This is a genomic window from Streptomyces sp. NPDC037271 (assembly GCF_055603605.1).
In genome coordinates this window covers 67,059-90,813 of sequence record NZ_JBVJVN010000010.1, presented here as the reverse complement: position 1 = coordinate 90,813, position 23,755 = coordinate 67,059, and the positions used below count along the sequence as shown (strand labels likewise).

Here is a 23,755-nt window from a genome sequence, read left to right as displayed (position 1 = left end):
GACACGGAAAGGACCCCCGATGTCCGTCGACCCCCAGCAGGCATCCCGCGGGCTCACGGACGAGGAGCTCGCCGGCCTGGACGCCCACTGGCGCGCCGCGAACTACCTGTCCGTCGGCCAGATCTACCTGATGGCCAACCCCCTGCTGACCGAGCCACTGCGCCCCGAGCACGTCAAGCCGCGCCTGCTCGGCCACTGGGGCACCTCACCCGGCCTCAACCTGGTCCACACCCACCTCAACCGGGTGATCAAGGCCCGCGACCTCGACGCGCTGTGCGTCTGGGGCCCCGGCCACGGCGGGCCCGCCGTACTGGCCAACTCGTGGCTGGAGGGTTCGTACACCGAGACCTACCCGGACATCACCCGGGACGCGGCCGGGATGGCCCGGCTGTTCAAGCAGTTCTCGTTCCCCGGCGGCGTGCCGAGCCATGTCGCACCCGAGACGCCGGGATCCATCCACGAGGGCGGGGAGCTCGGCTACTCGCTCGCGCACGCCTACGGCGCCGCCTTCGACCACCCCGGCCTGGTGGTCGCCTGTGTGATCGGTGACGGCGAGGCGGAGACCGGGCCGCTGGCGACGTCCTGGCACTCCAACAAGTTCCTCGACCCGGTGAACGACGGCGCCGTCCTGCCGATCCTGCACCTCAACGGCTACAAGATCGCCAACCCGACGCTGCTCGCCCGCCTTCCCGAGGCAGAACTCGACGAACTCCTGCGCGGCTACGGCCACGACCCGGTCCACGTCACCGGCGACGACCCGGCCGTCGTCCACCGCGCGATGGCCCACGCCATGGACACCGCCCTGGACCGCATCGCCGCGATCCAGCGCGCCGCCCGCGAGGACGGCGCCACCAGCCGTCCCCGATGGCCGGTGATCGTGCTGCGCACCCCCAAGGGCTGGACCGGCCCGGCCGAGGTCGACGGCCTGCCCGTGGAGAACACCTGGCGCGCCCACCAGGTCCCCCTGTCCGCCGTACGGACCGACCCGGAACACCTGAGGCGGCTGGAGCAGTGGCTGCGCTCCTACCGGCCCGAGGAACTGTTCGACGCCACCGGAGCACCACGCCCCGACGTCCTCGCCGCCGTCCCCGAAGGCGCGCGCCGACTGGGGGCCGGCCCCTTCGCCAACGGCGGACTGCTGCTGCGCGAGCTGCCCCTGCCGCCGCTGGAGAAGTACGCCGTCCCCGTCGACGCACCCGGCGCGAGCACGCACGAACCCACCCGGGTCCTCGGCGACCTGCTCCGGGACGTCATGGACGCCACGTCCGACCGGCGCGACTTCCGCCTCGTCGGCCCCGACGAGACCGCCTCCAACCGCCTCCAGGCCGTCTACGCCGCCAGCGGCAAGGCCTGGCAGGAACGGACCCTGCCCGTCGACGAGAACCTCGACCGGCACGGCCGCGTGATGGAGATCCTCTCCGAACACACCTGCCAGGGCTGGCTGGAGGGCTACCTCCTCACCGGCCGGCACGGACTGTTCTCCTGCTACGAGGCCTTCGTCCACATCGTCGACTCCATGGTCAACCAGCACGTCAAATGGCTGCGGGTGACCCGCCGCCTGCCCTGGCGCGCACCCATCGCCTCCCTCAACTACCTGCTCACCTCCCACGTGTGGCGCCAGGACCACAACGGCTTCTCCCACCAGGACCCCGGCTTCGTCGACCACATCCTCAACAAGAGTCCCGAGGCCGTACGCGTCTACCTGCCGCCGGACGCCAACACCCTGCTGTCCGTCGCCGACCACGCCCTGCGCAGCCGCGACTACGTCAACGTGATCGTCGCCGGCAAGCAGCCCTGCTTCGACTGGCTGTCCATGGAGCAGGCGAGGACGCACTGCGCGCGCGGCGCCGGCATCTGGGACTGGGCCGGCACCGAGGACGGCACCCGCGAACCCGACGTGGTGCTGGCCTGCGCGGGCGACGTCCCGACCCAGGAGGTACTGGCCGCCGCCCAGCTCGTCCGCCGCCACCTGCCCGGACTCGCCGTTCGTGTCGTCAACGTCGTCGACATCGCCCGGCTGCTGCCCAGCGGGGAACACCCGCACGGCATGAGCGACTTCGAGTACGACGGCCTGTTCACCGCGGACAGGCCGGTCATCTTCGCGTACCACGGGTACCCCTGGCTGATCCACCGGCTCGCCTACCGGCGCACCGGCCACGCGCATCTGCACGTGCGCGGCTACAAGGAGATCGGAACCACCACCACCCCCTTCGACATGGTGGTCGGCAACGACATGGACCGCTACCGCCTCGTCATGGACGTCATCGACCGCGTACCGGGCCTCGCCGTGCGCGCGGCGGCCGTACGGCAGCGGATGGAGGACGCCCGGGTGCGCCACCACGACTGGATCCGCGAGCACGGAGTGGACCTGCCCGAGGTCGCCGACTGGTCCTGGGAGGGCTCGAAGTGACGGTGACCCCCTCGACCTGGGACTACGACCACTACGACCCCGCGGACGAGCGGCTGCGCGAGTCGCTGTGCACGCTCGGCAACGGCTACTTCGCCACCCGCGGCGCGCTGCCCGAGTGCGCCGCGGACGACGTGCACTACCCGGGCACCTACGTGGCCGGCTGCTACAACCGGCTGACCTCCACCGTCGCCGGCCGAGAGGTGGGGCACGTAGAGAACGAAGACATGGTCAACCTCCCCAACTGGCTGCCGCTGCGCTTCCGGGCCGACGGAGGGGACTGGCTCACGCCGGACACCGCGGAGGTGCTCGACCACCGGCAGACCGTGCACCTGGACTCGGGCGTGCTGGAGCGCCGCACCCAGTTCGGGCTGGGCGGGGAACGCGTGCTGACCGTGCGACAGCTGCGCATGGTGCACATGGCCGACCCCCACCTCGCCGCGCTCCGCACGGAGTTCACGGTCGACGCCGGAACGGCGGACCTCGACGTGGAGGCCGCCCTCGACGGCGGCGTCACCAACTCCGGGGTGCCGCGCTACCGGGACCTGGAAGGGCGCCACCTGACCCACGTGCACACCGGCGGGGCGGACGACGGCACGGTGTGGCTGCGCTGCCGCACCCGCACCTCGGACATCCGGGTCGGCATGGCGGCCCGCACGACGGCCGACGCGCCCGTCACCCGGGCACGCGAGCACCTGCGGGTCACCCAGCGCACGACGCTGCGCGCGGAGCCGGGCCGCACCGTCACCGTCGACAAGCTCGTGGCCCTGCACACCTCCCGCGACCCGGCGATCAGCGACCCCCTGCAGGCCGCCGTCGACCGGGTGGCGGACGCCCCCGGCTTCGACGAACTGCTGGTGGCGCACCGGAAGGCCTGGGGCCAGTTGTGGCGCCGCGCCGAACTCGACGTACCCGGCGAGGCGGGCAACATCCTGCGCCTGCACCTCTTCCACGTGCTGCAGACCCTCTCCCCGCACACCGCCGACCTCGACGTGGGTGTACCGGCGCGCGGACTGCACGGGGAGGCCTACCGCGGACACGTCTTCTGGGACGAGCTGTTCGTCCTGCCCTACCTCAACCTGCACTTCCCCGAGGTGTCCCGGTCCCTGCTCCACTACCGGCACCGCCGCCTGGAACGGGCCCGCGCCGCCGCCCGCGCGATCGGCAGGCGAGGCGCGCTGTACCCCTGGCAGAGCGGCAGCGACGGACGTGAGGAGACCCAGCAACTGCACCTCAACCCGCACTCGGGCCGCTGGCTCCCGGACCACTCGCACCTCCAGCACCATGTGGGATCGGCGATCGCGTACAACGTCTGGCAGTACTGCGAGGCCAGCGGCGACGCCGAGTTCCTCCACACCAAGGGTGCCGAGATGCTCCTGCAGATCGCACGTTTCTGGGCGGACTCCGCGACCTGGGACGAGCACCTGGGACGGCACCGCATCCGCGGCGTCGTCGGCCCCGACGAGTACCACGAGGCCTACCCGGGCGCCGGGCAGCCGGGCCTCGACGACAACGCGTACACCAACGTCACCGCCGCCTGGGTCCTGACCCGCACCCTGGAGGTGCTGGCCGACCTGCCCGGACCCCGCCGCCGTGAACTCGTCGAGCGCACCGTTCTGGACGACGGTGAACTCGAACAGTGGGAGAGCGTCTCACGCACCCTCCACGTCCCCTTCCACGACGGCGTCGTCAGCCAGTTCGAGGGATACGGCGACCTCGCCGAGCTCGACTGGGACGGCTACCGCGAACGGTACGGCGACATCCGGCGGCTGGACCGTGTCCTGGAGGCCGAGGACGACAGCGTCAACAACTACCAGGCGTCCAAGCAGGCCGACGTACTGATGCTGGGCTACCTCTTCTCCCCGGCCGAACTCCGCTCGCTCTTCCAACGGCTGGGGTACAGCCTGGACGAGAGCACCTGGCGGCGCACCGTCGACTACTACCTGGCCCGCACCAGCCACGGCTCCACCCTCAGCGGACTCGTGCACGGCTGGATCCTGGCCCGGGCCCGCCGCGCCGAGGCCTGGACGTTCTGCCAGGAGGCGCTCAAGGGCGACGTCGCCGATCTCCAGGGCGGCACCACCGGCGAGGGCATCCACCTCGGGGCCATGGCCGGCACCCTGGACCTCGTCCAGCGCGGACTGACCGGACTGGAGACCCGCGCGGGCGCCCTGTGGCTGAACCCGGTGCCGCTGCCGGAACTGTCGTCGTACGGGTTCTCGATCCGTTACCAGGGCCACTGGGGCGTGCGGCTCCGGCTGGAGCACGGCCGGCTGGAGATCGCCGTGCCGTCGTCCGGCCCTTGGCCCATCGACGTCCGGCTGCCGGACCGCGCGGTGCGACTCCAGCCGGGCGACACCTGCCGGCTGGCACTCCCGGACTGACCGGCCACCGGGAACCAGTGGTCCCGGCAGGTCAGACCGGGAGGCCAGCCCCGCAGGTCAGCCCCACAGGGGATAGGTCACCACGCGGGGGAACCCGTCCGGCCTGCCGTCGGTGTAGGTCAGGGTGATCCGGGTGTAGTGCCGTTCTCCCGGGTCCTTCTCCCAGGTCCGCGGCTGGTCGAGCCGAACGGTCACGGGATACGAGTGGAACGTGCCCGCGGCGCAGTAGGGGTCGCAGTCGTTGATGGCGTTGGTGCCCCGGCCCACCGCGGCGTTCGCGTCCCAGCGGACCCAGTGCAGCGAGACGAGACGGCTGTTGCCGTCACCGCAGGCGAGCAGGAACGCCTCGGGACGTACCTCCGGCTGCCGGGAACAGTCGACCAGCACGGGAGCCTGCGTCTGCTGTGCCTGTGCCTGTGCCTGTGCCTGTGTCGGGTCGTCCGCCGACGGTGCGGCGGAGGCCGCGCCCAGGGGTATCGCGAGCGTGGCGGCGGCACACAGTGTGACCGCTGCCCTCATCGGGTTTCTGCCCATGTCTGCTCCCGGCCGTCTCGGGGTCACGTGTCTCCGCTCTCCCTTACCCGTACCGACCGTAAGGCCGTGTCCCGGGATGCACCACTCGTACGGAGCAGGGCACGGGCGTCGGCCATGGGGACGCCTGCCGGCCCGGTGCCCGTGCCGGGTCGGTTCATGCGATAAGGCGCCGATTGCGTCGACCGTGTGGTCGTCGGGCCGGTCCGCAACCGCCGTCGCCGCCCCGGTGTCTCATCCCGTCGAAGAACGGCGACCCATCAAGTGGAGGACCGCGGTATGCACACGATGACTGCCCCGACTGCCGCCGACCCGGCGCGCTCGCTCTCCCACGACACACAGGGCGACTTCCTGCTCCAGCCGCCCGACCCCGCCCAGCGCGTCCCCTGCCGCATCGACCCCGTCGACCTGCGCCGCCTGGACCTGCTCGCCCTGCTGACCGCAGCGGGCATCGCGCCCTCCGCCGGGGACCGGGCCGCCATCGCACAGCTCAGCGAGCTCCCCGGCAGCGTGCACGCGGCACTGCACCGGTGGCTGGAGCAGGCGTACGGGTTCTGCCGGTGACCTGTGGTGGCGTGCCCGCGGGACGCTCAGAAGCCGAAGCGGCGCTCACTGCCCGGTGCGCAGGTCGATGCCGCGCCGGGCGAGGGTGAGGACGCCCACGACGATCAGCGCGACGCCGAGCAGCTGCGGCACGATCCACCACCCCGCGCGCACGTCCTCGCGGTAGAGGACCACACCGAGCAGGAGACTCACCGTCGCGTCCCCCAGGGTGAGGGCCGGTTGGGAGGCGACGAGAGGACCGCCCTGCATGGCGTGTTCCAGCAGGAGCACGGCACACACACCGGCCGCGGCGAAGCCGTACGTCTGCCAGGTGGTCAGGAAACCGACCACCCCGTCGGTGTCCAGGACACGCATGGAGTCCTTCATCAGTGCGGCCGTCAGGGCGTACCACACCGCCGTGGACGCACCGAGACAACCGGCGCGGGCCTTGCCGACGGGGCGCTTCAGACCGGCCGCTGCCAGCAGCACGGCCGCCCCGGCGCAGGCCGCCAGCGCGGGCAGCCAGCGATCGAGGGGCACGTCGGCCTCGCCGGCGTCCGGAGCGGCCGACGCCAGCGCGACACCGAGTCCGACGACCACCCCGCCCACGGCGAGCCACAGGGCGTGGGGCAGAGGGCGGCCGGTCATCAGCGAGGCCAGCAGCAGGGCCAGCGGAAGCTCCAGCACGAACAACGGCTGTACGAGTGACAGCGGCCCCGTCGCCAGAGCCACCGCCTGTCCCACACCGGCGACGACGACGGCCAGCATGCCGCCGATCCACACCGGCCGCCGCAACAGGTCGATGACGAGCCCCGGCCGAAACCCCTGGGACTGCGGCACAGTCAGCGCGGCGCGCCGCTGGAGCACGGTGGCCAGCGCGTTGCTGAACGCGGCGAGGAGTGCGAAGAGCACCGGCAGTACAACACCCATCCACCGATCCTCACCCGGTTTCCCCCCGACCGCGCGCCGCGCCACGGCGAGGGAAGCGGATGTCACCGACCGGTGGTGCCGGGTGCGGCGGCCGTCAGCTGTCGCTCTGCGCGGACGGCGTCCGGGTCCCGGATTCCTGCTTCTGCTTCGGCTCCGGTGCGTCGGTGGCGGTGTAGTAGACCGAGGTGCCCTGCTTGGTGCGCTGGGCCTGGTTCTTGGCGACGAGTCCCTCGAGAGTGGTGCGGACGACCGTGGTCTTGATGGTGCGTCCGGAGTGGGCCTGACCGAGCGCCGTGGTGACCTCGGCGGCCGAGCGCGGCTCGCTCTGCTCGACGAGGTGGTTCCGCACCAGCTCGACCAACGTGGGCCGGTCGGCGGCCTGCTTCGCGGACGAGGACGAGGACGCGGACGCGGAGTCGGACGAGGCAGCGGACGAGGCGGTGGACGCGGACGTGGCCTGCGCCGATGCCTTCTTCGCCGCCGGCTTCCTGGTGGCCTTGGTGGCCTTGGTGGCCTTGGTGGACGGCTTGGCGGCAGGGGCGGCGCCGGCCTTCGCGGCAGGCTTGGCCCCCGGCTTCGCGGCGGTGGCGGCGCGCTTGGGCGCGGTGCCGGTCTTCCCGCTCCGCGTCCGCTTCCCGGCGGCCGGTTCCGTGGCGGCACTGTCACGGGGAGCGGGCACGGTCGCGGCGTCGGGCTGCGGCGCGGTCGCGGGCCGGGCCGACGGCGGGGTGATGCCGAGCGCCTGCTGCATGTTCACCAGCAGGGCGTGGTCGTGCTGCAGCGAGGCCAGCTGCTGCTGCAGGGACGTGATCTCCTCGCTGATGCGTTCCTGCTCCTTGACGTTGCGCTCCAGGTCATCGGTCACCTGGACGCTGTACTGCGATGCCAGTTGGGTGGCGGCCTGCTGTGTGGTCTCGGACATGGTGTTGACTCTCCTCGATTCGCGGCCGTGAAGGCTCGTGAGGAACGGCGGGACATCAGGCGCGGGACATGGGGACCATGTCCGGTCGGCGCCCGGCAGCGGGGAATGCGAGACTGCCACCGGCTGTGCTGACACACAGATAGTACGGACGGACGGCGCCTGTTGTTCCCCTGTTTGCTGCCGGGCCGGTATACCACGTAAAGCCGTCAACGTGGTATGTCCCGCGGGTTCCTCGTGCGTCCGTTCGGAGCGTCGGTACCCGGACTCACTCGCCGTCGGACACCTCGACGACCCTTCCCTCCCCGTCGACGGTGTGTGTCTGCCAGTAGGTGTCCCACTTGTCGCCGACGTGCTCCGGGACCTTGCCCTCCGGGTAGCGGATGTATCCCTCGGGCGGCTCCTCGCCGTCCGGCACGCACGCACTGCCGGTGCTGCCGATGGCCATGACCGGGTACTCGCCGCCGCCGCAGGCCGCCTGCTCCGCGGAGCAGCCGGTCAGGACCGCGGCAGCGGTCACGCAGGCCAGGGCGAGGCCCAGCGCCGGCCGGTGAAGTCGGCTGGTAGTACGCACGTTGACTCCTTCTGCGTGTCCGGTACGGCAAGCCTTGCCGACGGGAGCAGGCGCCTCATGAGTACGGGTACTCAGCAGGAGGAGCCGGACCGCCTGCCCCGGCCGGCCAAACGGTCCACCTGGCGTGCGGTCTCGTGTGCCTCCCGCTCGGCCCGCGCCAGCGCGTCCACGGCCGCACGCCCCCGCTCCTCGGCCTCCCGCCGCTCCCGTTCGGCCCGGGCGAGATCCCCCTGTGCCTGCCGCAGTCGCCCCTCGGCGGCGGACACCACCTCCCGGGCCCGGTCGTGTTCCTCGTCGGCCCGACGCAGTGACGCGTCGGCGTCGGCCCGATCCGCGCGTCTGTCACGCAGTTGCCGCGCGGCGGTCTCCGCCGCCTGTTCGGCCCGCGCGAGTTCCTCCTGCCGTTTGCGACGCCGTTCGGCGAGTTCGTCCTTCGCCCGAGTGCCGCCGGCGGCGCGCGGGGAATCCGGCCGGGCCGGCCGTTCGCGCGGCGCGGCCTCCGCCCGGGCGCCGCCCGCGGGGAACTCCGACGGCGGCGTGAGGGAGACCTCCAGGCGTCCGCCGGCCCACTGGTCGGCCGCGGCCGGGTCCGCGAGGACCGCGCGCAGCGTCGACTCGACCTCCCGCTGCGCCGATTCCGACAGTTGGTGTCCGGCCTCGCGGGCGAGCCGGGCGGCCTGCCGGGACAGGGCGGCGACGATGCGCCGACGCTGCGCGGAGAGCTCCTTGAGACCGGCTGCGTCGAGCGTGCGGTGTGCCTCGCGCAGGGCATGGCCCAACTCCAGGAACCGCTCGCTCTCCTCCGGCCGGGAGCGTCTGAGCAGATTCGCCGCCCAGGCCGCGAGCGTGGGCCGGTGTGCGGCGTGGATCCGACGCGCGTCCTCTTTGCGACCGGCGGCTCTGGCGGCCGCTACGTGTTCCTCCCGACGGGAGACGAAGTCGGACGGCGGCGTCGCGTAGAGCTGTTCGAGGACCGAATCGACCGGCTCCACGTGCCGGTCACCGGCCTCCCGGCGGTTCCCGCCCTTGCGCTGCATGCTCCTCCGTCTCAGCCTCGGCCTCTACGGCTTCCACGACCGCTACGACCGCTACGACCGAGCGGGCCCGGAGGCGGCCGGCTCGGCCGCCGCCGCCTCGTCGTCGTAGACGAGAAGGCCGTCCGTGCGCAGCCGCGCACCCGGGGTGGGGGAGTGGGCCGTCAGGCGGCCGTCGTGCATGAGGTGGTCCACGGGGGTGCCGCGGGCCAGGACGGCGAAGTCGGCGATGAGGCGGCGGTGGCACCGCCACCACACCGCTTCGCCGCACATCACCGCGGTGCGTTCCCGCGCCACCTGGTCCAGCAACTCGTCCATGGCGGTGACGAACTCCGGCGAGCGGGTGTGACCGGCGTACCCCCTGAACGAGGTGTTGCGCCAGACGACGTCGGGCGAGTCCGGTGCCGGCTTGCGGAAACCGCCCAGACGCCGGTCCCACCGGTAGGCGAGGCCCTCCTCGGGCAGCCACCCGGCGAGCCGCTCCCGGAGCAGGTCGGGATCGCGGCGGCTGCCGGGCGCCGTCCTGACATCGACCACGGCGGCGACACCGGCACCGCGCAGCAGTTCGGCCAGCGCCGTGCGGCCCACGGTGCCGTGCCCGAACGTGACCAGGTGAGGCGGGGACATGTGGTCGGGGTCCCCCTGCTGCTTGCGCCCATGCCTCCCGTTCTACGGTCACGCCGACCGCTCCGCGACCTGGAACGGTGCCCACCCGGGCGGGTACCGAGCCGGTGGCCGTCAGCCGAACGTGGGCCGTCGGGCGTGCGGCCCGAGCGCCGACCACTCCTCGCGCAGGATGCCGAACAGCACCCGGTCGTAGCGCCGCCCCTCCATCAGTACGGCCGAGCGGAGCCGGCCCTCCTCACGGAAGCCCAGCTTGGCGAAAGAGCGCATGGCGCGCTCATTGCCGCTCCAGGTGTCCAGTTCCAGCCGGTGGAGACCGTACGCGCCGAACAGGTGGTCCATGAGCAGTCGTACGGCCTCCGACCCGTGGCCGCGCCCCCAGAACGCCTTGTCGCCGATGGTGATGCCGAGGGTGGCCGCCCCGGCGTACGGGTCCAGGTCGCGGTAGTCGGCCATGCCTATCACCCCGCCGTCGGCGGCGTCCTCGACGGTGAACACGGCCGACTCCCTGGGGCTGAGCCGCAGCATGGTGTCGAAGGCGGCTGAGATCGCCTCCGCCGTCACGGGGCCGAAACACGGGTCACCGGCAGCGGCCCAGCGCACCACCTGAGGATCGTTGCGCCACCGGAGATGGTGTGCCGCGTCCTCGGACCGCAGTGCGCGCAACCGTGTCAACTTGCCTTCGATCATTTCGGGATCCTAACCACGCGTCGCGGAACGTCCCTCACGCGATCACCTTGTCGGTGAAGCCCGGACCGTGGCGGACCTCGTGCGGCCTCCCGCTTGCCGCGGCCGTACGGCGAGCGGGCGAGGGTCGCCGCTGTACAGGCGCCCACCCGGTTGCCCTGCAGCCCGCGGCCCTGCCCACCTTCGGTGCGAAGTTGCCTAAAAGGCTTAGGTAAATGTTTAATCGGTTCAGGCAAACGAGGAGACGATTATGGTGCGTGCGGGGCTGACCACGGAACGTCTGGTACGGGCGGGCGCGGAACTGGCCGACGAGGTCGGCTTCGAGCAGGTGACGGTCTCCGCGCTGGCCAGGCGCTTCGACGTCAAGGTCGCGAGTCTGTACTCGCACGTGAGGAACTCCCATGACCTCAAGACGGGGATCGCCCTGCTCGCCCTCGCCGAACTCGCCGACCGGGGCAGCACGGCACTGGCCGGACGGGCCGGGAAGGACGCCCTCGCCGCCTTCGCGAACGTCTACCGCGACTACGCCCGGGAACACCCCGGCCGCTACGCCGCGGCCCAGCTGCGGCTCGACCCGGAGACGGCGGCGGCCAGTGCGGGCGTGCGCCACGCACAGATGACCCGGGCCATCCTGCGTGGTTACGACCTGGCGGAACCCGACCAGACCCACGCGGTACGCCTGCTGGGCAGCGTCTTCCACGGCTACGTCAGCCTGGAGATGGGCGGCGGCTTCAGCCACAGCGCACCCGACACCGAGGAAACGTGGGCCCGGATCGTGGACGCCCTCGACGCCCTGCTGCGCAACTGGCCAGCGGCGTGAACCGCACACCGACAGCGCCGGCCGGTGGACCCCGCACCGGCAACCCCGACCGGCCGGCCCCGCGCCGTGACACCGACACCATCACCCCATCAGCCGGAGGCGGCATGCACACCGACGAGGACTGGATCACCACGCCGATCACCCAGGACCTCCTGCGCGGCGCCCTCGACCTGGAGCGCACCGAGCGCGGCCTGCTGCCGCACCGGCTGCCCGCCCGGGCCCGCGCCCAGAACACCGACGGACAGCTGGCCATGGCCGAGTCCCAGCCCTCCGGGGTGCGCCTGGCCCTGCGTACCCGGGCCACCGCCCTCGAGCTGGACACCGTGCCCACCAAGCGGGTCTACGCCGGTGCCCCGCCCCGCCCGGACGGCCTGTACGACCTGCTCGTCGACGGGCGCCCGGCGGGTCAGGGCAGTGTCGCGGGCGGCGACGTCCTGACCATCGACATGACCACCGGCACGGCGGGTGTGGAGCGCGGCCCCGTAGGCACCCTGCGCTTCGCCGGGCTGCCCGAGGGCAGCAAGGACATCGAGATATGGCTGCCGCACAACGAGACCACCGAGCTCGTCGCCCTGCGTACCGACGCCCCTGTCGAGCCCGCCCCGGACCCGGGCCGCAGGGTCTGGCTGCACCACGGCAGCTCGATCAGCCACGGCTCGGACGCCGCGAGCCCCACCACCACGTGGCCGGCACTCGCCGCCTCCCTCGGCGGCGTCGAACTCGTCAACCTGGGCCTGGCCGGGAGCGCCCTGCTCGACCCGTTCACCGCGCGGGCCATGCGCGACATCCCCGCCGACCTGATCAGCGTCAAGATCGGTATCAACGTGGTCAATCACGACGTCATGCGTCTGCGTGCCTTCGGCCCCGCCGTGCACGGCTTCCTCGACACCGTCCGCGAAGGCCATCCCACCGCCCCGCTGCTGGTCGTCTCGCCCGTCCTGTGCCCCATCCACGAGGACACCCCCGGCCCCCTCGCCCCCGACTTCGCCGGCCTCGGCGAGGGACGGCTGCGCTTCGTGGCCACGGGCGACCCGGCGGAACGCGCGAGCGGGAAACTGACCCTGAACGTCATCCGGGACGAGCTGGCCCGGATCGTGGCCCAGCGGGCCGCCGACGACCCGAACCTGCACCACCTCGACGGCCGTGACCTCTACGGCGAGACCGACGCCGCCGAACTGCCCCTGCCCGACGGCCTCCACCCGGACGCGGCCACCCACCGCCGCATCGGCGAACGCTTCGCCGGCCTGGTCTTCACCGGCGGCGGCGCCTTCTCCGGCTGACCCTCACGCCCCGACGACCGCGGCGAAGCGCCGGGCGACCTCGCGCCAGACGGCTTCCGCCGCGGGCTCGTCGCGTTCCGCCCGGCGGGAGAGTTCCGCCGGGTCCAGCCCCTTGGCCCGCAACCGCTCCGGATTCCACGACCGGACCCGCTCCGCGCCCGCCTCGGGGTGGAACTGCACGCCCCAGGCCCGGTCGCCGACCCGGAACGCCTGGTACGGGCAGCTCTCGCTCTCCATCAGCCAGGCGGCGCCCGGCGGCAGGGCGGTGACCGCGTCCACGTGGTGCTCGACCGCCGTCACCCGCTCCGGCAGCCCGCGGAAGAGCGGGTCACGCCCGGCCTCCGGCCGCAGGGTGAGCGGCGTACTGCCGAACTCCGGCTCGCCGTGGTCGCCCCGCACCGTGCCGCCCGCGACCTGCGCGAGGAGCTGCCCGCCGAGGCAGACACCGAACACGGGAGCGTCCCGCTCCACCGCCTCGGCGACCAGTGTGCGGGTGGGTGCGAGCCAGGGCGCGCGGTGGTCGTCATCGGGGGGGTAGCCGCCGCCCAGCACCATGACGCCCTCGTGCTCCGGACGACGGGGGAGCGGCGCACCGGCGTACGCGTGCACCACGTCCAGTGACAGGCCCTCGGAGACCAGCCAGTCACCGAACCGGCCGGGTCCCCCGCGCGGACCGTTCTGCACCACCAGCAGCCGCGACATCGCCCACCCCTTGTCCGTCGTCGTCCGTCGTCTTCGGACCACATCCTGCTCTACGAGGCCCCGTACGCGGCGGAAAATCACAGGCGCCGGCGACCTGACGAGAGGTACGGTCCCCGCATGCCTGATGAGGACGGCTACTTCGGAGAAAGCGTCGCCGCTCGGTACGACGAGTCGGCGGCGGACATGTTCACGTCCGACGCGGTGGTCCCCGCGGTCGACCTGCTGGCCGATCTGGCCGGCGGGGGACGCGCCCTCGAGTTCGGCATCGGCACCGGCCGGATCGCGCTGCCGCTGTCGGAGCGAGGGGTCCCGGTGCACGGCATCGACATGTCCCGGGCCATGACCTCCCGGCTGAGTGCCAAACCGGGCGGCGACGCCGTCGGGGTGACCATCGGCGACTTCGCGACGACCCGGGTGCCGGGCACGTTCACGGTGGCCTACCTCGTCTTCAACACCATCAACAACCTGACGACGCAGGACGCCCAGGTCGACTGCTTCCGCAACGCCGCCGCCCACCTGGAACCCGGCGGCTGCTTCGTCATCGAGGTCGGCGTCCCGGAACTGCGCCTGCTGCCCCCGGGACAGACCGCCGTGCCGTTCCGTACCGGTCCCGGCGGGTGGGCGTTCGACACCTACGACACCGCCACCCAGGCGATGAGTTCGAACTACGTCACCCTCGTGGACGGACGCGCCGAGTACGAGTACTACCCCTTCCGGTACGTGTGGCCCTCCGAACTCGACCTGATGGCCCGGCTCGCCGGCCTGCGGCTGCGCGACCGGTGGGAGGGATGGACCCGGAAGCCGTTCACCCACGAGAGCCGCGGCCACGTATCGGTCTGGGAGAAGCCCGCCGACTGACCGGGGCGGTCCGGCGCCGGACGGTTCAGCGCCGGACGGTTCAGCGCCGCGCCATGTACAGGCCCAGGGCCTTGTGCAGCACCTTGTTGAGCGGGTAGTCCCACTCACCGAGGTACTCGACGGCCTCGCCGCCGGCGCCCACCTTGAACCGGAGCAGTCCGAGCAGGTGGTTGTCCTCGTCCAGGGTGTCGGTGATACCGCGGAAGTCGTAGACGGCCGCGCCGAGCTCGTGGGCGTCGCACATCATCCGCCACTGGAGCGCGTTGTTCGGCTGCACCTCGCGCCGGCGGCCGGTGGACGCGCCGTAGGAGTACCAGACGTGTTCCCCGACGGTCAGCATCGTGGCCGCGGCGAGCACCTCACCGTCGTGATGGGCGAGGTAGAGGCGCATGCGGTCGGGGTCCTCGGCCGTCAGCGCGGTCCACATGCGCCGGAAGTAGGCGAGGGGGCGCGGGACGAACCGGTCCCGTTCGGCGGTCTCGACGTAGAGCTCGTAGAACGCCGGCAGGTCCTCGTGGTCGCCCCGGACGACCTTGACGCCGGCCTTCTCGGCCTTCTTGATGTTGCGGCGCCACTGCTGGTTGAACCCGTTCTGCAGCTGAGCCGGCGACCGTCCGGCGAGCGGTACCTGGCACACGTAGCGCGGCTGGCCCGCGGCGAAGCCGTCCTCGCCCCCCGGCTCGGTCCGCCGCCAGCCCGTCCGGCGCAGCCGCTCGGCGACGGCGTCGGCCCCGGGCTCGCACACGGTGGCCTCCACGTCCCCCAGCCGTCGCGCGCCCGGGTCGGCGATCGCCGCCTTGACCGCTTCGGCACTCCAGCGCCGGGCCACCACCGGCGGCCCCATCCTCACCGAGAAGGCGCCCCGCCGCTTCAGGTACGCGAGCATCGGCTCCAGCCACCGCTCCAGATCCGCCGCGCCCCAGTCGATGACCGGGCCCTCGGGCAGATAGGCCAGATACCGTTTCGGCTTCAGCCTCGGCAATGGCCGCAGCAGCACCAGTCCGGTTCCCACCAGGTCGCCGCGCTCGTCGAACCAGCCCAGGCTCTGTGCCCGCCAGTCCGGCTTCACGTCGCCCCACGCGGGGGTCTGCAGGTGACTCACGGAGGGCCGGGCCGAGACGAAGCGGAGATGTTCCTCGCGCGTGATCGTCTTCACGTGACAGTCCATGGACAGTGCCCCTTTGTTCGACGTCGTTCGGGGAGAGACGGCCGATGCGCGGGGTGCGGTCGCCGTCCCGCACCTCACAGGGAATACCGGCGGCGGCCGATGCGCGCGCTGTCGCCGTGCCGCCCACCCGTGTGCGCCGTCCGGCGCGCGCGTCCGGGGGCGGGATGTCAGCGTGGACGGGGTGGGCGGCACCGGCGGTACCGGCGGGACGGACGGAGCGGACGGAGCGGACGGTCATGGCGCGGGCGATCTGGACAGGTGTCGTCACGTTCGGGCTGGTCTCGGTGCCCGTGGGCCTGTTCTCGGCGACGCAGGACCACACGGTCCACTTCCACCAGTTGCAGCGCGGCACCTCGGACCGGATCCGCAACCGGCGGGTCAACGAGCGCACCGGCGAGGAGGTCGACTCCGGCGACATCGTGAAGGGCTACGAGGTGGGCGAGGGCGAGTACGTCGTCGTCGAGCCGGAGGAACTGGAAGAGATCGCGCCGGGCCGGTCCCGCACCCTCGAGATCACCGACTTCGTCGACCTGGACCGCATCGCGCCGGTCTACTTCGACCGGACGTACTACGTCGCCCCGCGCGGCAAGGAGTACCTCAAGGTCTACGAGCTGCTCCGCACCGCCCTCGCCGAAGCCGGCAAGGTCGGTGTCGCCACCTTCGTCATGCGCAACCGGCAGTACCTGACCGCGCTCCGCGCCGAGGACGAGGTCCTGGTGCTCCAGACGCTGCACTGGGCCGACGAGGTCCGCGACCCGGTCGAGGAGCTTCCCGAGCTGCCCTCGGGCCGGGCGGACCGGGGCAGGGAACTGGACATGGCGATGCGACTCGTCGACGCCCTCAGCGGTCCCTGGGACCCCGCCCGCTACCACGACACCTACCAGGAGAAGGTCCGCGACCTGGTCCGGGCCAAGGCCGAGGGAAAGGAGGTCGCCGTCGCCGAGGAAGCGCCCCGGGCCACCAACGTCGTCGACCTGATGGAGGTCCTGCGGGGCAGCCTGGAGCAGGCGAGGGGGGCCGCCGGCGGGCAGTCGCCCGCGAAGGCGGAGAGCACCGGCGGCAAACAGCCCTCGGCACGGCGGAAGAAGGGCACCGGGCCGCGGAAGCAAGGCGCCGGGCCGCGGAAGAAGGGCACCGAGCCGAGGAAGGAGGCCACCGCGCCCTCCCGCGAGGCGCCCCCGAAGCGGGGCGAGCTGCGGGAGCTGAGCAAGACGGAGCTCTATCAGCGGGCCACCGACCAGGACATCGCCGGACGGTCGAGGATGAGCCGCGAACAGCTCATCGACGCCCTCGTCGGTGCCGGAACCGGCCGCGGGAAGAAGCCGACGGCCGCGTGAACCCTCCGCTCAGTGGGTGGCGAGCATGCCCTCCCGCAGGCGGGCCAGCAGGCGCGAGATCAGCCGGGACACATGCATCTGCGAGACGCCGAGGCGTTCACCGATGTCCTTCTGGGTGAGCTCCTCGACGAACCGCCAGTGGATGATCTGCCGGTCGCGTTCGTCCAGCTCGGCGATCATCGGGGCCAGGGCGTGGAAGTCGTCCACGAGCGCCAGCGCGGAGTCGTCCGCGCCGATGAAGTCGGCCAGCGCCGACTCGCCGTCCTCGCTGCCGTTGATGGCCGCGTCCAGCGAGGCGGAGTTGTAGCCGTTGGCCGCCAGCCGGGCCTCGACGACCTCGTCCTCCGGGAGGCTCATCAGTTCGGACAGTTCCGCGGTGGTGGGGTTGCGGCCCAGTCGGCTGCGCAGCTCCTCGGTGGCGCGGGCCAGCTGGACACGGGCCTCCTGGAGCCGCCGGGGGACGTGCACGGCCCACGAGGTGTCACGGAAGAACCGCTTGATCTCGCCGACGATGTACGGCACGGCGAAGGAGGTGAACTCGACCTCGCGGGTCAGTTCGAACCGGTCGATGGCCTTGATGAGGCCGATCATGCCGACCTGGACGATGTCCTCCATCTCCTCCGGTCCGCGGCTGCGGAACCGGCCGGCCGCGAAGCGGACCAGGGACATGTTCATCTCGATCAGCGTGTTGCGTGCGTACTGGTGCTCCGGCGTGCCCTCTTCGAGCATCGTCAGCTGCTCGAAGAACAGCTTCGACAACTCCCGCGCGTCCTTGGGCGCCACCTTGGACGGATCCGCTACCTCCGGCATGCCCGTGGTGGTGAGCTCGGTGGTCTGTGCGGTCGTCGTCGCCATGATGTGCCCTCCCAGTCGATCGGCCCCCGTCACTGTCGGTCTGTCGTCCGACGACAGACCGCCTACCCCGGGTCAAGGGCCCCATGCATGCTTCTGCGGTCGGCGTGGTGGGCCGGGGGCGTTCCGACGCCTTTTCAGAGGCCGAGGTAGAAGCGGACGGTGGTGCCGTCGTCCGTCGTGTGCACGCGCACCAGATCCGCGACGTAGTGGACGAGGAGCAGGCCACGGCCGCCGATCTGACCGTGCTCGGGGGGCCGCCGGCCGGCCAGCGGATCCGTGAGCCGGCCTCTGTCGCGGACCTCGCACACCACCTGCCCCGCCTCGGCCCAGACCGCCAGCGTCCCGTGACCCCCGCCGTGGACCACGCTGTTGGTGGTCAGCTCGGCCACCGCCAGTTCCGCGTCCTGCAGCCTCCGGTCGGCCAGCCCGAGCGACGTCGCCCGGTCCACGACGAAGCGGCGCGCGTCCGGCAACTCCCCGGCACCGAAGGCGAAGACGTCGGCGTGCGGCGCCGGCCCCAGCGGCTCGTTGTAGCGGGCGAGGACCGCACGCCAGTCGTAGGCCTCGCTGGCCCGCTGACGGCCCCCGGCGATGACCGTCGGATGGGTGACGAAGGCGTCGGCCAGGACGTCCGCGTCCAGCCGGGTCTCGTCGTACGGGCACAGGATCGTCGCGGAACGGCCCGCGAAGGCCACGTTGATCAACGCCTCGTGCTGGGCGCACGCCGGGTACTCCGCGGTACTGCGACCGGCCCAGACCGGCTCGCCGATGATGCGCACCCGTTCGTGCGCGTGCGCGTCGGCGAACGCCCTGAGCACGCCGGGGATGATCCGCCCCGGGTTCCGCCCGGCCTCCGTCATGTCCAGGAAGGAGACGTCCCGCGCCTCCGTCCCCAGGCCCGCCCTGATCAGCTCCAGGTTGGGGGCGGGTACGGCCACCGCCACCGGTTCGCCCGCGGCGAGCCCCTCCCGGACGAACGTCACCGTCCGGTCGGTGTACTCGCCCTCGGAGCGGTAGAACAGCGCGGGATGCGCGAAGTTCGCGTCGGTGTGCACCGTGCTCATCGCGGCGCCACCTCGATCCGGTGCAGCGACGGCCAGAACATCTCCAGGACGCGGGGGAGTTGCGGCGGGGGCTGTTCCACCACGACCCGTCCACCGGGCAGGTTCATGGCGGTGACGGCGAGTGCCGTGACCCCGGCCACGTCGACGAACCGCACGCCGGACAGCTCCACGTAGGACACGTCCGCGTGCCGTCTGGACAGCTCGGTGAGGGCCTTCTCCCAGGACAGGCGGGTGGTCACGCTGATCTCTCCACTGGCGCGGATACCGGGACGGCCCGGCAGCGGGCCCACCTCCAGCACGGCTCCGCTCCGCACCCGGGGCGGGCCGTCCGTGGGGCCTGTGGCATCCACACTCGATCTCCTTCGGAATCCGTCGGGTGTCCGTCCGCACCCGCGGCGCCTCGTCCGGCCAGGCAGCCTATCGCGATCGGGTGCGGTACGGCGTTGCGGGGACAAAACATGCGAGGGAGGTGCGAAGTGGGGAACTAGACAGTGAGCGCGTCCTCGGGAAGGGAAGACCGGACATGTTTGAAGCCGACAACATTCGTGACTGGCGTGACCATGACGTCGTCGACAGCGACGGCCGCAAGATCGGGACTCTGGAGTCCGTCTACGTCGACACCGCCACCGACCGGCCCGCGTTCGCCGCGGTCCTGGTCGGGCTGCCGACCCGCCGGCGTCTGGTGTTCGTCCCGGTGGACAAGGCCACCGTCGGACCTGGCTACCTGAAGGTGACCTACGACAAGAGCCTGGTCAAGGACGCGCCCGGGATCGACCCGGACGGTGAACTCGCGGCGGAGGACGAGCAAGCCGTCTTCGCCCATTACCACCTGCCCTACGAGCAGGGCAGCCGCGGCGAACGCCGGCTCGGCCGGCGCTGAACCGTCCGACGGGCCCTCCCGGGGGGAGAGAGCACGTGAGTGTTCCTCCTGCTGTTACCGGTGGTATTCGTCCTGGGTGTGAGCGGGCCGGGCGTCGAAGGGCTGTTCTGCCTGTGCGGCGTCGGCGTCGTGGTCCTGGTCGCCGACCCGGTCCTCGCCGGAGTGCTCATCGGACGCCGGGGACGCCCCGCACGCCGAGTGCGCACGCCGGACGGACACAGGGGGCCGACCGCCGACCGCTCCGTCACCGGCACAGGGTCGGCGGCCGGCCGTCCTGCTCCACCACCGGGCAGGCTCGTCCAGGAGAGCTCCGCGCCGCTAGGAAAGCTCCGCGCCGCGTTCCGCCGCCTCGGTCTCGGAGGTCGCGCTGCCCGTCGCCAGCGTGCCTCCGGAGCTCTCCAGATGGGCGCGCACGAACCACTGGAACTGCTCGAGGTCCCTGAGCTGGCCGATCAGGAGGTCCTCCGTGGCGGGGTCGATCTCGCCGGCCTCCTTCACGGCCGCGCGCACGCCCTCGATCACACCCGTGTACACGACGTCGAGCGCGCCGAGATGGGCGATGGCGTCGGCCCGTCCGATGGAGTAGTCGTCCCAGGGCCGCTCGGCCACCAGGGCACCGGGCGTGCCCTGCGCCACCCCGCCGAGCGCGGCGATGCGCTCCGCGACGTCGTCGGCCATGTCGCGCACCTGGTCGACCTGGGGGTCGATCATCTCGTGCACGGCGATGAAGTGCGGTCCCACGACGTTCCAGTGCACGTGCTTGAGGGTCAGATGCAGGTCGTTGAGGGCGTGCAGGCGCAGTCGCAGCACGCCGATCAGCCGTCCGGCGGCCTCGCGCTCGATGCCGGGGACCGTGTACTTCGGGGTCAGGTCGTGCGTCATGGCGGACACCAGCTCCTCATGTGTCTCGTACGTCGTTGCACGTGCACGACTGCCCCGCTTCGGCGGGGGCAGACATGCACGGGCGCTGTGCCTGAGGAGGACGGGTCTCCCCGAGTGGGTGGGCCAACCGTCGGGATGTCACTCCGGCGCCGGGTTCCGGACCGCTTCCAGGGTGCCTGTCCGTGACGGATGCCCCGGGCACCCCCGACACGCCCCGCTCGTCGCCGGCCCGGCGCTGACCGTGCCGGCCACCGCGGCGGCGCTGCCCCTCCCGCAGGTACGTACGCTGCGCGCCGACGAGGTCAGGACGGCGGGGCCGGCAGTGGCATCGCGCTGAGCGCACGCGCCGCGTGGACGAGGTTGGACGCCATGGCCCGGCCCGTGGAGGTCGACCAGTCGTGGCCGCGGTCGTCGTCGAGGAAGTCGGGACCGGGCCCCGGGCCGAGGTGCCAGTAGGTCCAGGCCTGGCCCGGAACGGTGTAGCCGATGTCCGCGAGTGCGCCGCTGATCTCACTGATGACGTGGTGGGCGCCGTCCTCGTTGCCGGTGACCAGGACTCCGGCGACGCGGTTGTAGGCGACGGGGCGCCCCTCGTCGTCGGTTTCGGCGAGCATGGCGTCCATGCGTTCCAGGACCCGCTGGGCGACCGAGGACGGGCGGCCGAGCCAGGTCGGCGACGCGATGATCAGGATCTGCGACGCCAGCAGCCTCGCGTGCACGCCCGGCCAGTCGTCGCCGTCGCCCATGTCGGTCTCGACCCCGGGCTTCAGGTTCAGATCGACGGCCCGCACGACGTCCACCTCCGCCCCGTGGCCTATCAGTGCCGCGATGACCGTGGCGGCGAGGGCCTCGGTGTTCGACGGCTGCGGGGAGGGCTTGAGGGTGCAGTTGATGACGAGTGCGCGCATGCCTACCCCCTTCCCCGGGCGGTGGCCTTCGACCGTCGCACCGCGAGGCCGTTCACCCGCCTGGACGTACGGCGATCGAGGGAGCGGGTGGACGGCGGCTCGGCGGTCCCTGCGCGGTGGTCTCTGTGCGGCGTTCTCTGCTCAGGGCAGGGCGATGCCGTCCAGTCTGCCCTGCTTGGCGTCGTCGACCAGCGACGAGAACTGGTCGGCGCTCATCTGCACGCGCTGGCCGAAGTCGTCGGTCAGGACGATCCGTTGCTCCGCGGGGGCGTCGGGGTCGACGAACAGCCGGGGGCAGCCGCAGTCGCAGTTCCCGCAGAACGCCGCGATGGGCTCCAGGCCATGAGGATCGGTCATACCGGGGCACCTTCCATGGGGGCGGGTCAGTCATGGGACGGGTCGGTCACCGCGCCGGTGTCCGCACCGGCGGCCGTGGGGGACTGCCGGGGAGATACCCGGTGCGGCGGCCATGGACGCGCGGCCCCCGCCGGGCGCGGAGGCACGGCGGGCGGCGCCCGTGCGCCGGTGCTCCCGCGTCCGCTTCCGCCGCTCCGGTCCGGCGGGGACGGCCGGGAACCGGGCGGGCATCCGTTCCGACCGTTCGCGTGCGAAGTATGGCGCGGATCACGTCCGTCGGGTTGAGTGGGAGGCCGCACCGAAGTCCGTACCCACAGGTGATCACGGAAGCCCGGATGCAAGGATGAGGCCGCCATGACTGCAGGGTGGTGTTCTCGCACCGTACGGGCCGCGGTGTTCGCGGCCGTGTGTGTGCTGCTCGCCGCCCTCGGGCACCTCCTGATGTCCGGCACCGCGGTGCCCTGGTGGGCGGTTGCCGCAGGCACGTTGGTGACGGGCGGCACCGCCTGGTGGCTCGCCGGCCGGGAACGCGGACCGCTCGCCGTCGTCTGTGTCGCGGTGGCCGCCCAGACCGTACTGCACGCGTCGTTCTCGTTCGCCCAGGCGACGCGACGGCCGGGTTCCCCGGGCGACGAGCCCCTCGTGCACCGGTGGCTGGACATCCTGCTGTGCCGGATGCCGTCCGCCCCGGGCGCGCAGCAGGAGGCCGTGCCGAAGTCCGTGGGCACCGTGGACCACGGCGCCCACGCCGCGCACTCCATGCCCGCTATCAACGCGATGGACGCCGTCGATCCCGCGGGACATGCCCTCGGCGGCATGTCCTCGACCGGCATGCTCGCCGCCCACCTGGTGGCCGCATCGCTGTGCGGGCTCTGGCTCGCCCACGGCGAACGTGCCGCGTTCCGCCTGGTACGGTCCCTCGCCGCCCGGCTCGTCGCGCCGCTGCGCCTGCTGCTCAGGCCGCCGGAGCCGTCGTACCGGCCGCGCGTCCGGGCCCGCCGGGCCGCCTCGGACCGGGCACCGCGCCGCCTCCTCCTCGCCCATGCGATCACTTCTCGGGGCCCGCCGGCCGGGGGCGCTGTCGTCTGAGGACAGCAGGCTCCCCGAGGCCGTCGACGAACCCGCGAGCCGTCGAGCGCCGCCGTCGCGCCTCGGGCACCGGTCGTGCGCTCCCGCGCCCGGCCGCCACCCCGTCGCCGGTCCCGCCGTGCCGTCGGCCCGTCCCGCACGGGCCGCCCCGGCACGGAGACCGGATCCCTGATCCCGAGAAGGACAGACACAGGTGATCACTCCTGCCCCGCCCCCCTCACGCAGACAACCGGGTACGGACCCGAAGGAGGCGTCGATCACGGCCTGGGCGCTCGCCGCGCGCACCGGCGACCCCGACGCCGTCGACCACTTCGTACGGGCCCTGCACCGGGACGTACGCCGCTACGTGACCTTCCTCGGCGCCGATCCGCAGAGCGCCGACGACCTGACCCAGGACACCTTCCTGCGGGCCCTCGGCAGCCTGCACCGTTTCGAAGGACGTTCCTCGGCCCGCACCTGGCTGCTCTCCATCGCCCGCCGCGCGGTGGTCGACAGCATCCGCCACGACGCCTCCCGGCCACGCCTGGCGGCCACGGACGACTGGGAGTCGGCCGCCGAGCGCACCCAGCCGCGGGATCTGCCCGGCTTCGACGACGGCATCGCCCTCGCCGAACTGCTGGCCATGCTCCCCGCCGACCGCCGCCGGGCCTTCGTCCTCACCCAGGTGCTCGGACTGCCCTACGCGGAGGCGGCCGACGTCAGCGAGTGCCCGACCGGGACGGTGCGTTCACGCGTCGCCCGAGCCCGCACCTCCCTGATCGAATGGCTGAACGACGCCGAGCGCCCCGTGCCGGTGGCCCCCGCCGCGTGACGGCCTTCCCGTACGGCGGCAGGGCCGGGGCGCCCTAGAGAACCAGGGCGACCGGTGCCGCCGAGAGACACGCGCGGAGACTCTGTCGGGTCCGAAGACCCCTACCCCTCC

Annotated in this window: 25 protein-coding genes; 10 read left to right on the top strand and 15 right to left on the bottom strand. The window is 72.4% G+C overall.

Features of this window, described 5'->3' with window-relative positions; translation table 11 throughout:
• Positions 1-19 precede the first annotated feature (19 nt).
• Both ACZ7G3_RS19045 and ACZ7G3_RS19040 read left to right on the top strand, forming a co-directional pair.
• Positions 20-2,410 (top strand): phosphoketolase family protein, encoded by a 2,391-nt coding sequence (locus ACZ7G3_RS19045; protein WP_470926936.1) that lies wholly within the window; start codon positions 20-22, stop codon positions 2,408-2,410.
• A complete protein-coding gene (locus ACZ7G3_RS19040) occupies positions 2,407-4,791 on the top strand; it encodes a glycoside hydrolase family 65 protein (protein WP_470926934.1) in 2,385 nt (794 codons plus the stop codon). The genes ACZ7G3_RS19045 and ACZ7G3_RS19040 overlap by 4 nt, the downstream gene beginning before the upstream one ends.
• 57 nt (positions 4,792-4,848) lie before the next feature.
• Here ACZ7G3_RS19040 and ACZ7G3_RS19035 read toward each other — a convergent pair whose 3' ends face one another.
• Positions 4,849-5,325, bottom strand: coding sequence for a hypothetical protein (locus tag ACZ7G3_RS19035; protein WP_470926932.1), 477 nt, complete (start codon positions 5,323-5,325; stop codon positions 4,849-4,851).
• 276 nt (positions 5,326-5,601) lie between these two features.
• Here ACZ7G3_RS19035 and ACZ7G3_RS19030 point away from each other — a divergent pair, with 276 nt between their 5' ends.
• On the top strand, positions 5,602-5,886 hold the full coding sequence (locus ACZ7G3_RS19030) for a hypothetical protein (protein WP_426597642.1): 285 nt from the start codon (positions 5,602-5,604) through the stop codon (positions 5,884-5,886).
• Between the two features lie 45 nt (positions 5,887-5,931).
• On the opposite strand, the gene ACZ7G3_RS19025 is transcribed toward ACZ7G3_RS19030, so the two are convergent.
• The 6 genes from ACZ7G3_RS19025 to ACZ7G3_RS19000 all read right to left on the bottom strand — a co-directional run bounded on the left by ACZ7G3_RS19025 (position 5,932) and on the right by ACZ7G3_RS19000 (position 10,636).
• Positions 5,932-6,795: a DMT family transporter gene (locus tag ACZ7G3_RS19025; protein WP_426597641.1), complete on the bottom strand. Its 864-nt coding sequence runs from the start codon at positions 6,793-6,795 to the stop codon at positions 5,932-5,934.
• 94 nt (positions 6,796-6,889) lie between these two features.
• Entirely contained in the window at positions 6,890-7,717 is an 828-nt protein-coding gene (locus tag ACZ7G3_RS19020) for a hypothetical protein (protein WP_470926930.1), read from the bottom strand.
• A gap of 265 nt (positions 7,718-7,982) precedes the next feature.
• The gene (locus tag ACZ7G3_RS19015; protein ID WP_470926928.1) at positions 7,983-8,288 is read right to left on the bottom strand and encodes an SCO0607 family lipoprotein; all 306 of its coding nucleotides are present in this window, start codon (positions 8,286-8,288) and stop codon (positions 7,983-7,985) included.
• 71 nt (positions 8,289-8,359) lie between these two features.
• On the bottom strand, positions 8,360-9,325 hold the full coding sequence (locus tag ACZ7G3_RS19010; RefSeq protein ID WP_470926926.1) for a hypothetical protein: 966 nt from the start codon (positions 9,323-9,325) through the stop codon (positions 8,360-8,362).
• 51 nt (positions 9,326-9,376) lie between these two features.
• On the bottom strand, positions 9,377-9,949 hold the full coding sequence (locus ACZ7G3_RS19005; RefSeq protein WP_470926924.1) for a DUF488 domain-containing protein: 573 nt from the start codon (positions 9,947-9,949) through the stop codon (positions 9,377-9,379).
• 111 nt (positions 9,950-10,060) lie between these two features.
• Positions 10,061-10,636 carry a GNAT family N-acetyltransferase gene (locus tag ACZ7G3_RS19000; RefSeq protein ID WP_470926922.1) on the bottom strand — a complete coding sequence of 192 codons (576 nt, stop codon included), beginning with the start codon at positions 10,634-10,636 and terminating at the stop codon, positions 10,061-10,063.
• Positions 10,637-10,883: 247 nt separating this feature from the next.
• Here ACZ7G3_RS19000 and ACZ7G3_RS18995 point away from each other — a divergent pair, with 247 nt between their 5' ends.
• Both ACZ7G3_RS18995 and ACZ7G3_RS18990 read left to right on the top strand, forming a co-directional pair.
• Positions 10,884-11,453 carry a TetR/AcrR family transcriptional regulator gene (locus tag ACZ7G3_RS18995; protein ID WP_426597635.1) on the top strand — a complete coding sequence of 190 codons (570 nt, stop codon included), beginning with the start codon at positions 10,884-10,886 and terminating at the stop codon, positions 11,451-11,453.
• Between the two features lie 104 nt (positions 11,454-11,557).
• Positions 11,558-12,733 (top strand): GDSL-type esterase/lipase family protein, encoded by a 1,176-nt coding sequence (locus ACZ7G3_RS18990; protein ID WP_470926920.1) that lies wholly within the window; start codon positions 11,558-11,560, stop codon positions 12,731-12,733.
• A gap of 3 nt (positions 12,734-12,736) precedes the next feature.
• Here the strand turns inward: ACZ7G3_RS18990 and ACZ7G3_RS18985 are convergent, their stop codons facing one another.
• Positions 12,737-13,435 (bottom strand): type 1 glutamine amidotransferase, encoded by a 699-nt coding sequence (locus tag ACZ7G3_RS18985; RefSeq protein WP_470926918.1) that lies wholly within the window; start codon positions 13,433-13,435, stop codon positions 12,737-12,739.
• Positions 13,436-13,552: 117 nt separating this feature from the next.
• Here ACZ7G3_RS18985 and ACZ7G3_RS18980 point away from each other — a divergent pair, with 117 nt between their 5' ends.
• Positions 13,553-14,293, top strand: coding sequence for a class I SAM-dependent DNA methyltransferase (locus ACZ7G3_RS18980; RefSeq protein ID WP_470926916.1), 741 nt, complete (start codon positions 13,553-13,555; stop codon positions 14,291-14,293).
• 40 nt (positions 14,294-14,333) lie between these two features.
• Here ACZ7G3_RS18980 and ACZ7G3_RS18975 read toward each other — a convergent pair whose 3' ends face one another.
• Positions 14,334-15,461: a lipid II:glycine glycyltransferase FemX gene (locus tag ACZ7G3_RS18975; RefSeq protein WP_470926914.1), complete on the bottom strand. Its 1,128-nt coding sequence runs from the start codon at positions 15,459-15,461 to the stop codon at positions 14,334-14,336.
• A 236-nt stretch (positions 15,462-15,697) separates the two neighbouring features.
• On the opposite strand from ACZ7G3_RS18975, the gene ku reads away from it, so the two are divergent.
• The gene (gene ku, locus ACZ7G3_RS18970) at positions 15,698-16,798 is read left to right on the top strand and encodes a non-homologous end joining protein Ku (protein ID WP_470926912.1); all 1,101 of its coding nucleotides are present in this window, start codon (positions 15,698-15,700) and stop codon (positions 16,796-16,798) included.
• 9 nt (positions 16,799-16,807) lie between these two features.
• Here ku and ACZ7G3_RS18965 read toward each other — a convergent pair whose 3' ends face one another.
• The 3 genes from ACZ7G3_RS18965 to ACZ7G3_RS18955 form a co-directional block, all read right to left on the bottom strand.
• Complete coding sequence (locus tag ACZ7G3_RS18965) at positions 16,808-17,653, bottom strand: RNA polymerase sigma factor SigF (protein WP_470926910.1); 846 nt, start codon at positions 17,651-17,653, stop codon at positions 16,808-16,810.
• A 134-nt stretch (positions 17,654-17,787) separates the two neighbouring features.
• Positions 17,788-18,717 (bottom strand): anti-sigma factor RsbA family regulatory protein, encoded by a 930-nt coding sequence (locus ACZ7G3_RS18960; protein ID WP_470926908.1) that lies wholly within the window; start codon positions 18,715-18,717, stop codon positions 17,788-17,790.
• A complete protein-coding gene (locus ACZ7G3_RS18955) occupies positions 18,714-19,067 on the bottom strand; it encodes an STAS domain-containing protein (protein ID WP_426597627.1) in 354 nt (117 codons plus the stop codon). The genes ACZ7G3_RS18960 and ACZ7G3_RS18955 overlap by 4 nt, the downstream gene beginning before the upstream one ends.
• A 173-nt stretch (positions 19,068-19,240) precedes the next feature.
• Between ACZ7G3_RS18955 and ACZ7G3_RS18950 the strand changes: the two genes are divergently transcribed.
• Positions 19,241-19,597 carry a PRC-barrel domain-containing protein gene (locus ACZ7G3_RS18950; protein ID WP_426597626.1) on the top strand — a complete coding sequence of 119 codons (357 nt, stop codon included), beginning with the start codon at positions 19,241-19,243 and terminating at the stop codon, positions 19,595-19,597.
• A 318-nt stretch (positions 19,598-19,915) separates the two neighbouring features.
• Here the strand turns inward: ACZ7G3_RS18950 and ACZ7G3_RS18945 are convergent, their stop codons facing one another.
• The 3 genes from ACZ7G3_RS18945 to ACZ7G3_RS18935 form a co-directional block, all read right to left on the bottom strand.
• Positions 19,916-20,479 carry a Dps family protein gene (locus ACZ7G3_RS18945; RefSeq protein WP_426522634.1) on the bottom strand — a complete coding sequence of 188 codons (564 nt, stop codon included), beginning with the start codon at positions 20,477-20,479 and terminating at the stop codon, positions 19,916-19,918.
• Between the two features lie 302 nt (positions 20,480-20,781).
• On the bottom strand, positions 20,782-21,387 hold the full coding sequence (locus tag ACZ7G3_RS18940) for a flavodoxin family protein (RefSeq protein ID WP_426597624.1): 606 nt from the start codon (positions 21,385-21,387) through the stop codon (positions 20,782-20,784).
• Between the two features lie 141 nt (positions 21,388-21,528).
• Positions 21,529-21,744, bottom strand: coding sequence for a hypothetical protein (locus tag ACZ7G3_RS18935; protein ID WP_426597623.1), 216 nt, complete (start codon positions 21,742-21,744; stop codon positions 21,529-21,531).
• Between the two features lie 354 nt (positions 21,745-22,098).
• Here ACZ7G3_RS18935 and ACZ7G3_RS18930 point away from each other — a divergent pair, with 354 nt between their 5' ends.
• Both ACZ7G3_RS18930 and ACZ7G3_RS18925 read left to right on the top strand, forming a co-directional pair.
• The gene (locus ACZ7G3_RS18930) at positions 22,099-22,833 is read left to right on the top strand and encodes a hypothetical protein (RefSeq protein WP_470926905.1); all 735 of its coding nucleotides are present in this window, start codon (positions 22,099-22,101) and stop codon (positions 22,831-22,833) included.
• A gap of 193 nt (positions 22,834-23,026) precedes the next feature.
• The gene (locus ACZ7G3_RS18925; RefSeq protein ID WP_470926903.1) at positions 23,027-23,644 is read left to right on the top strand and encodes a sigma-70 family RNA polymerase sigma factor; all 618 of its coding nucleotides are present in this window, start codon (positions 23,027-23,029) and stop codon (positions 23,642-23,644) included.
• Positions 23,645-23,755 lie beyond the last annotated feature (111 nt).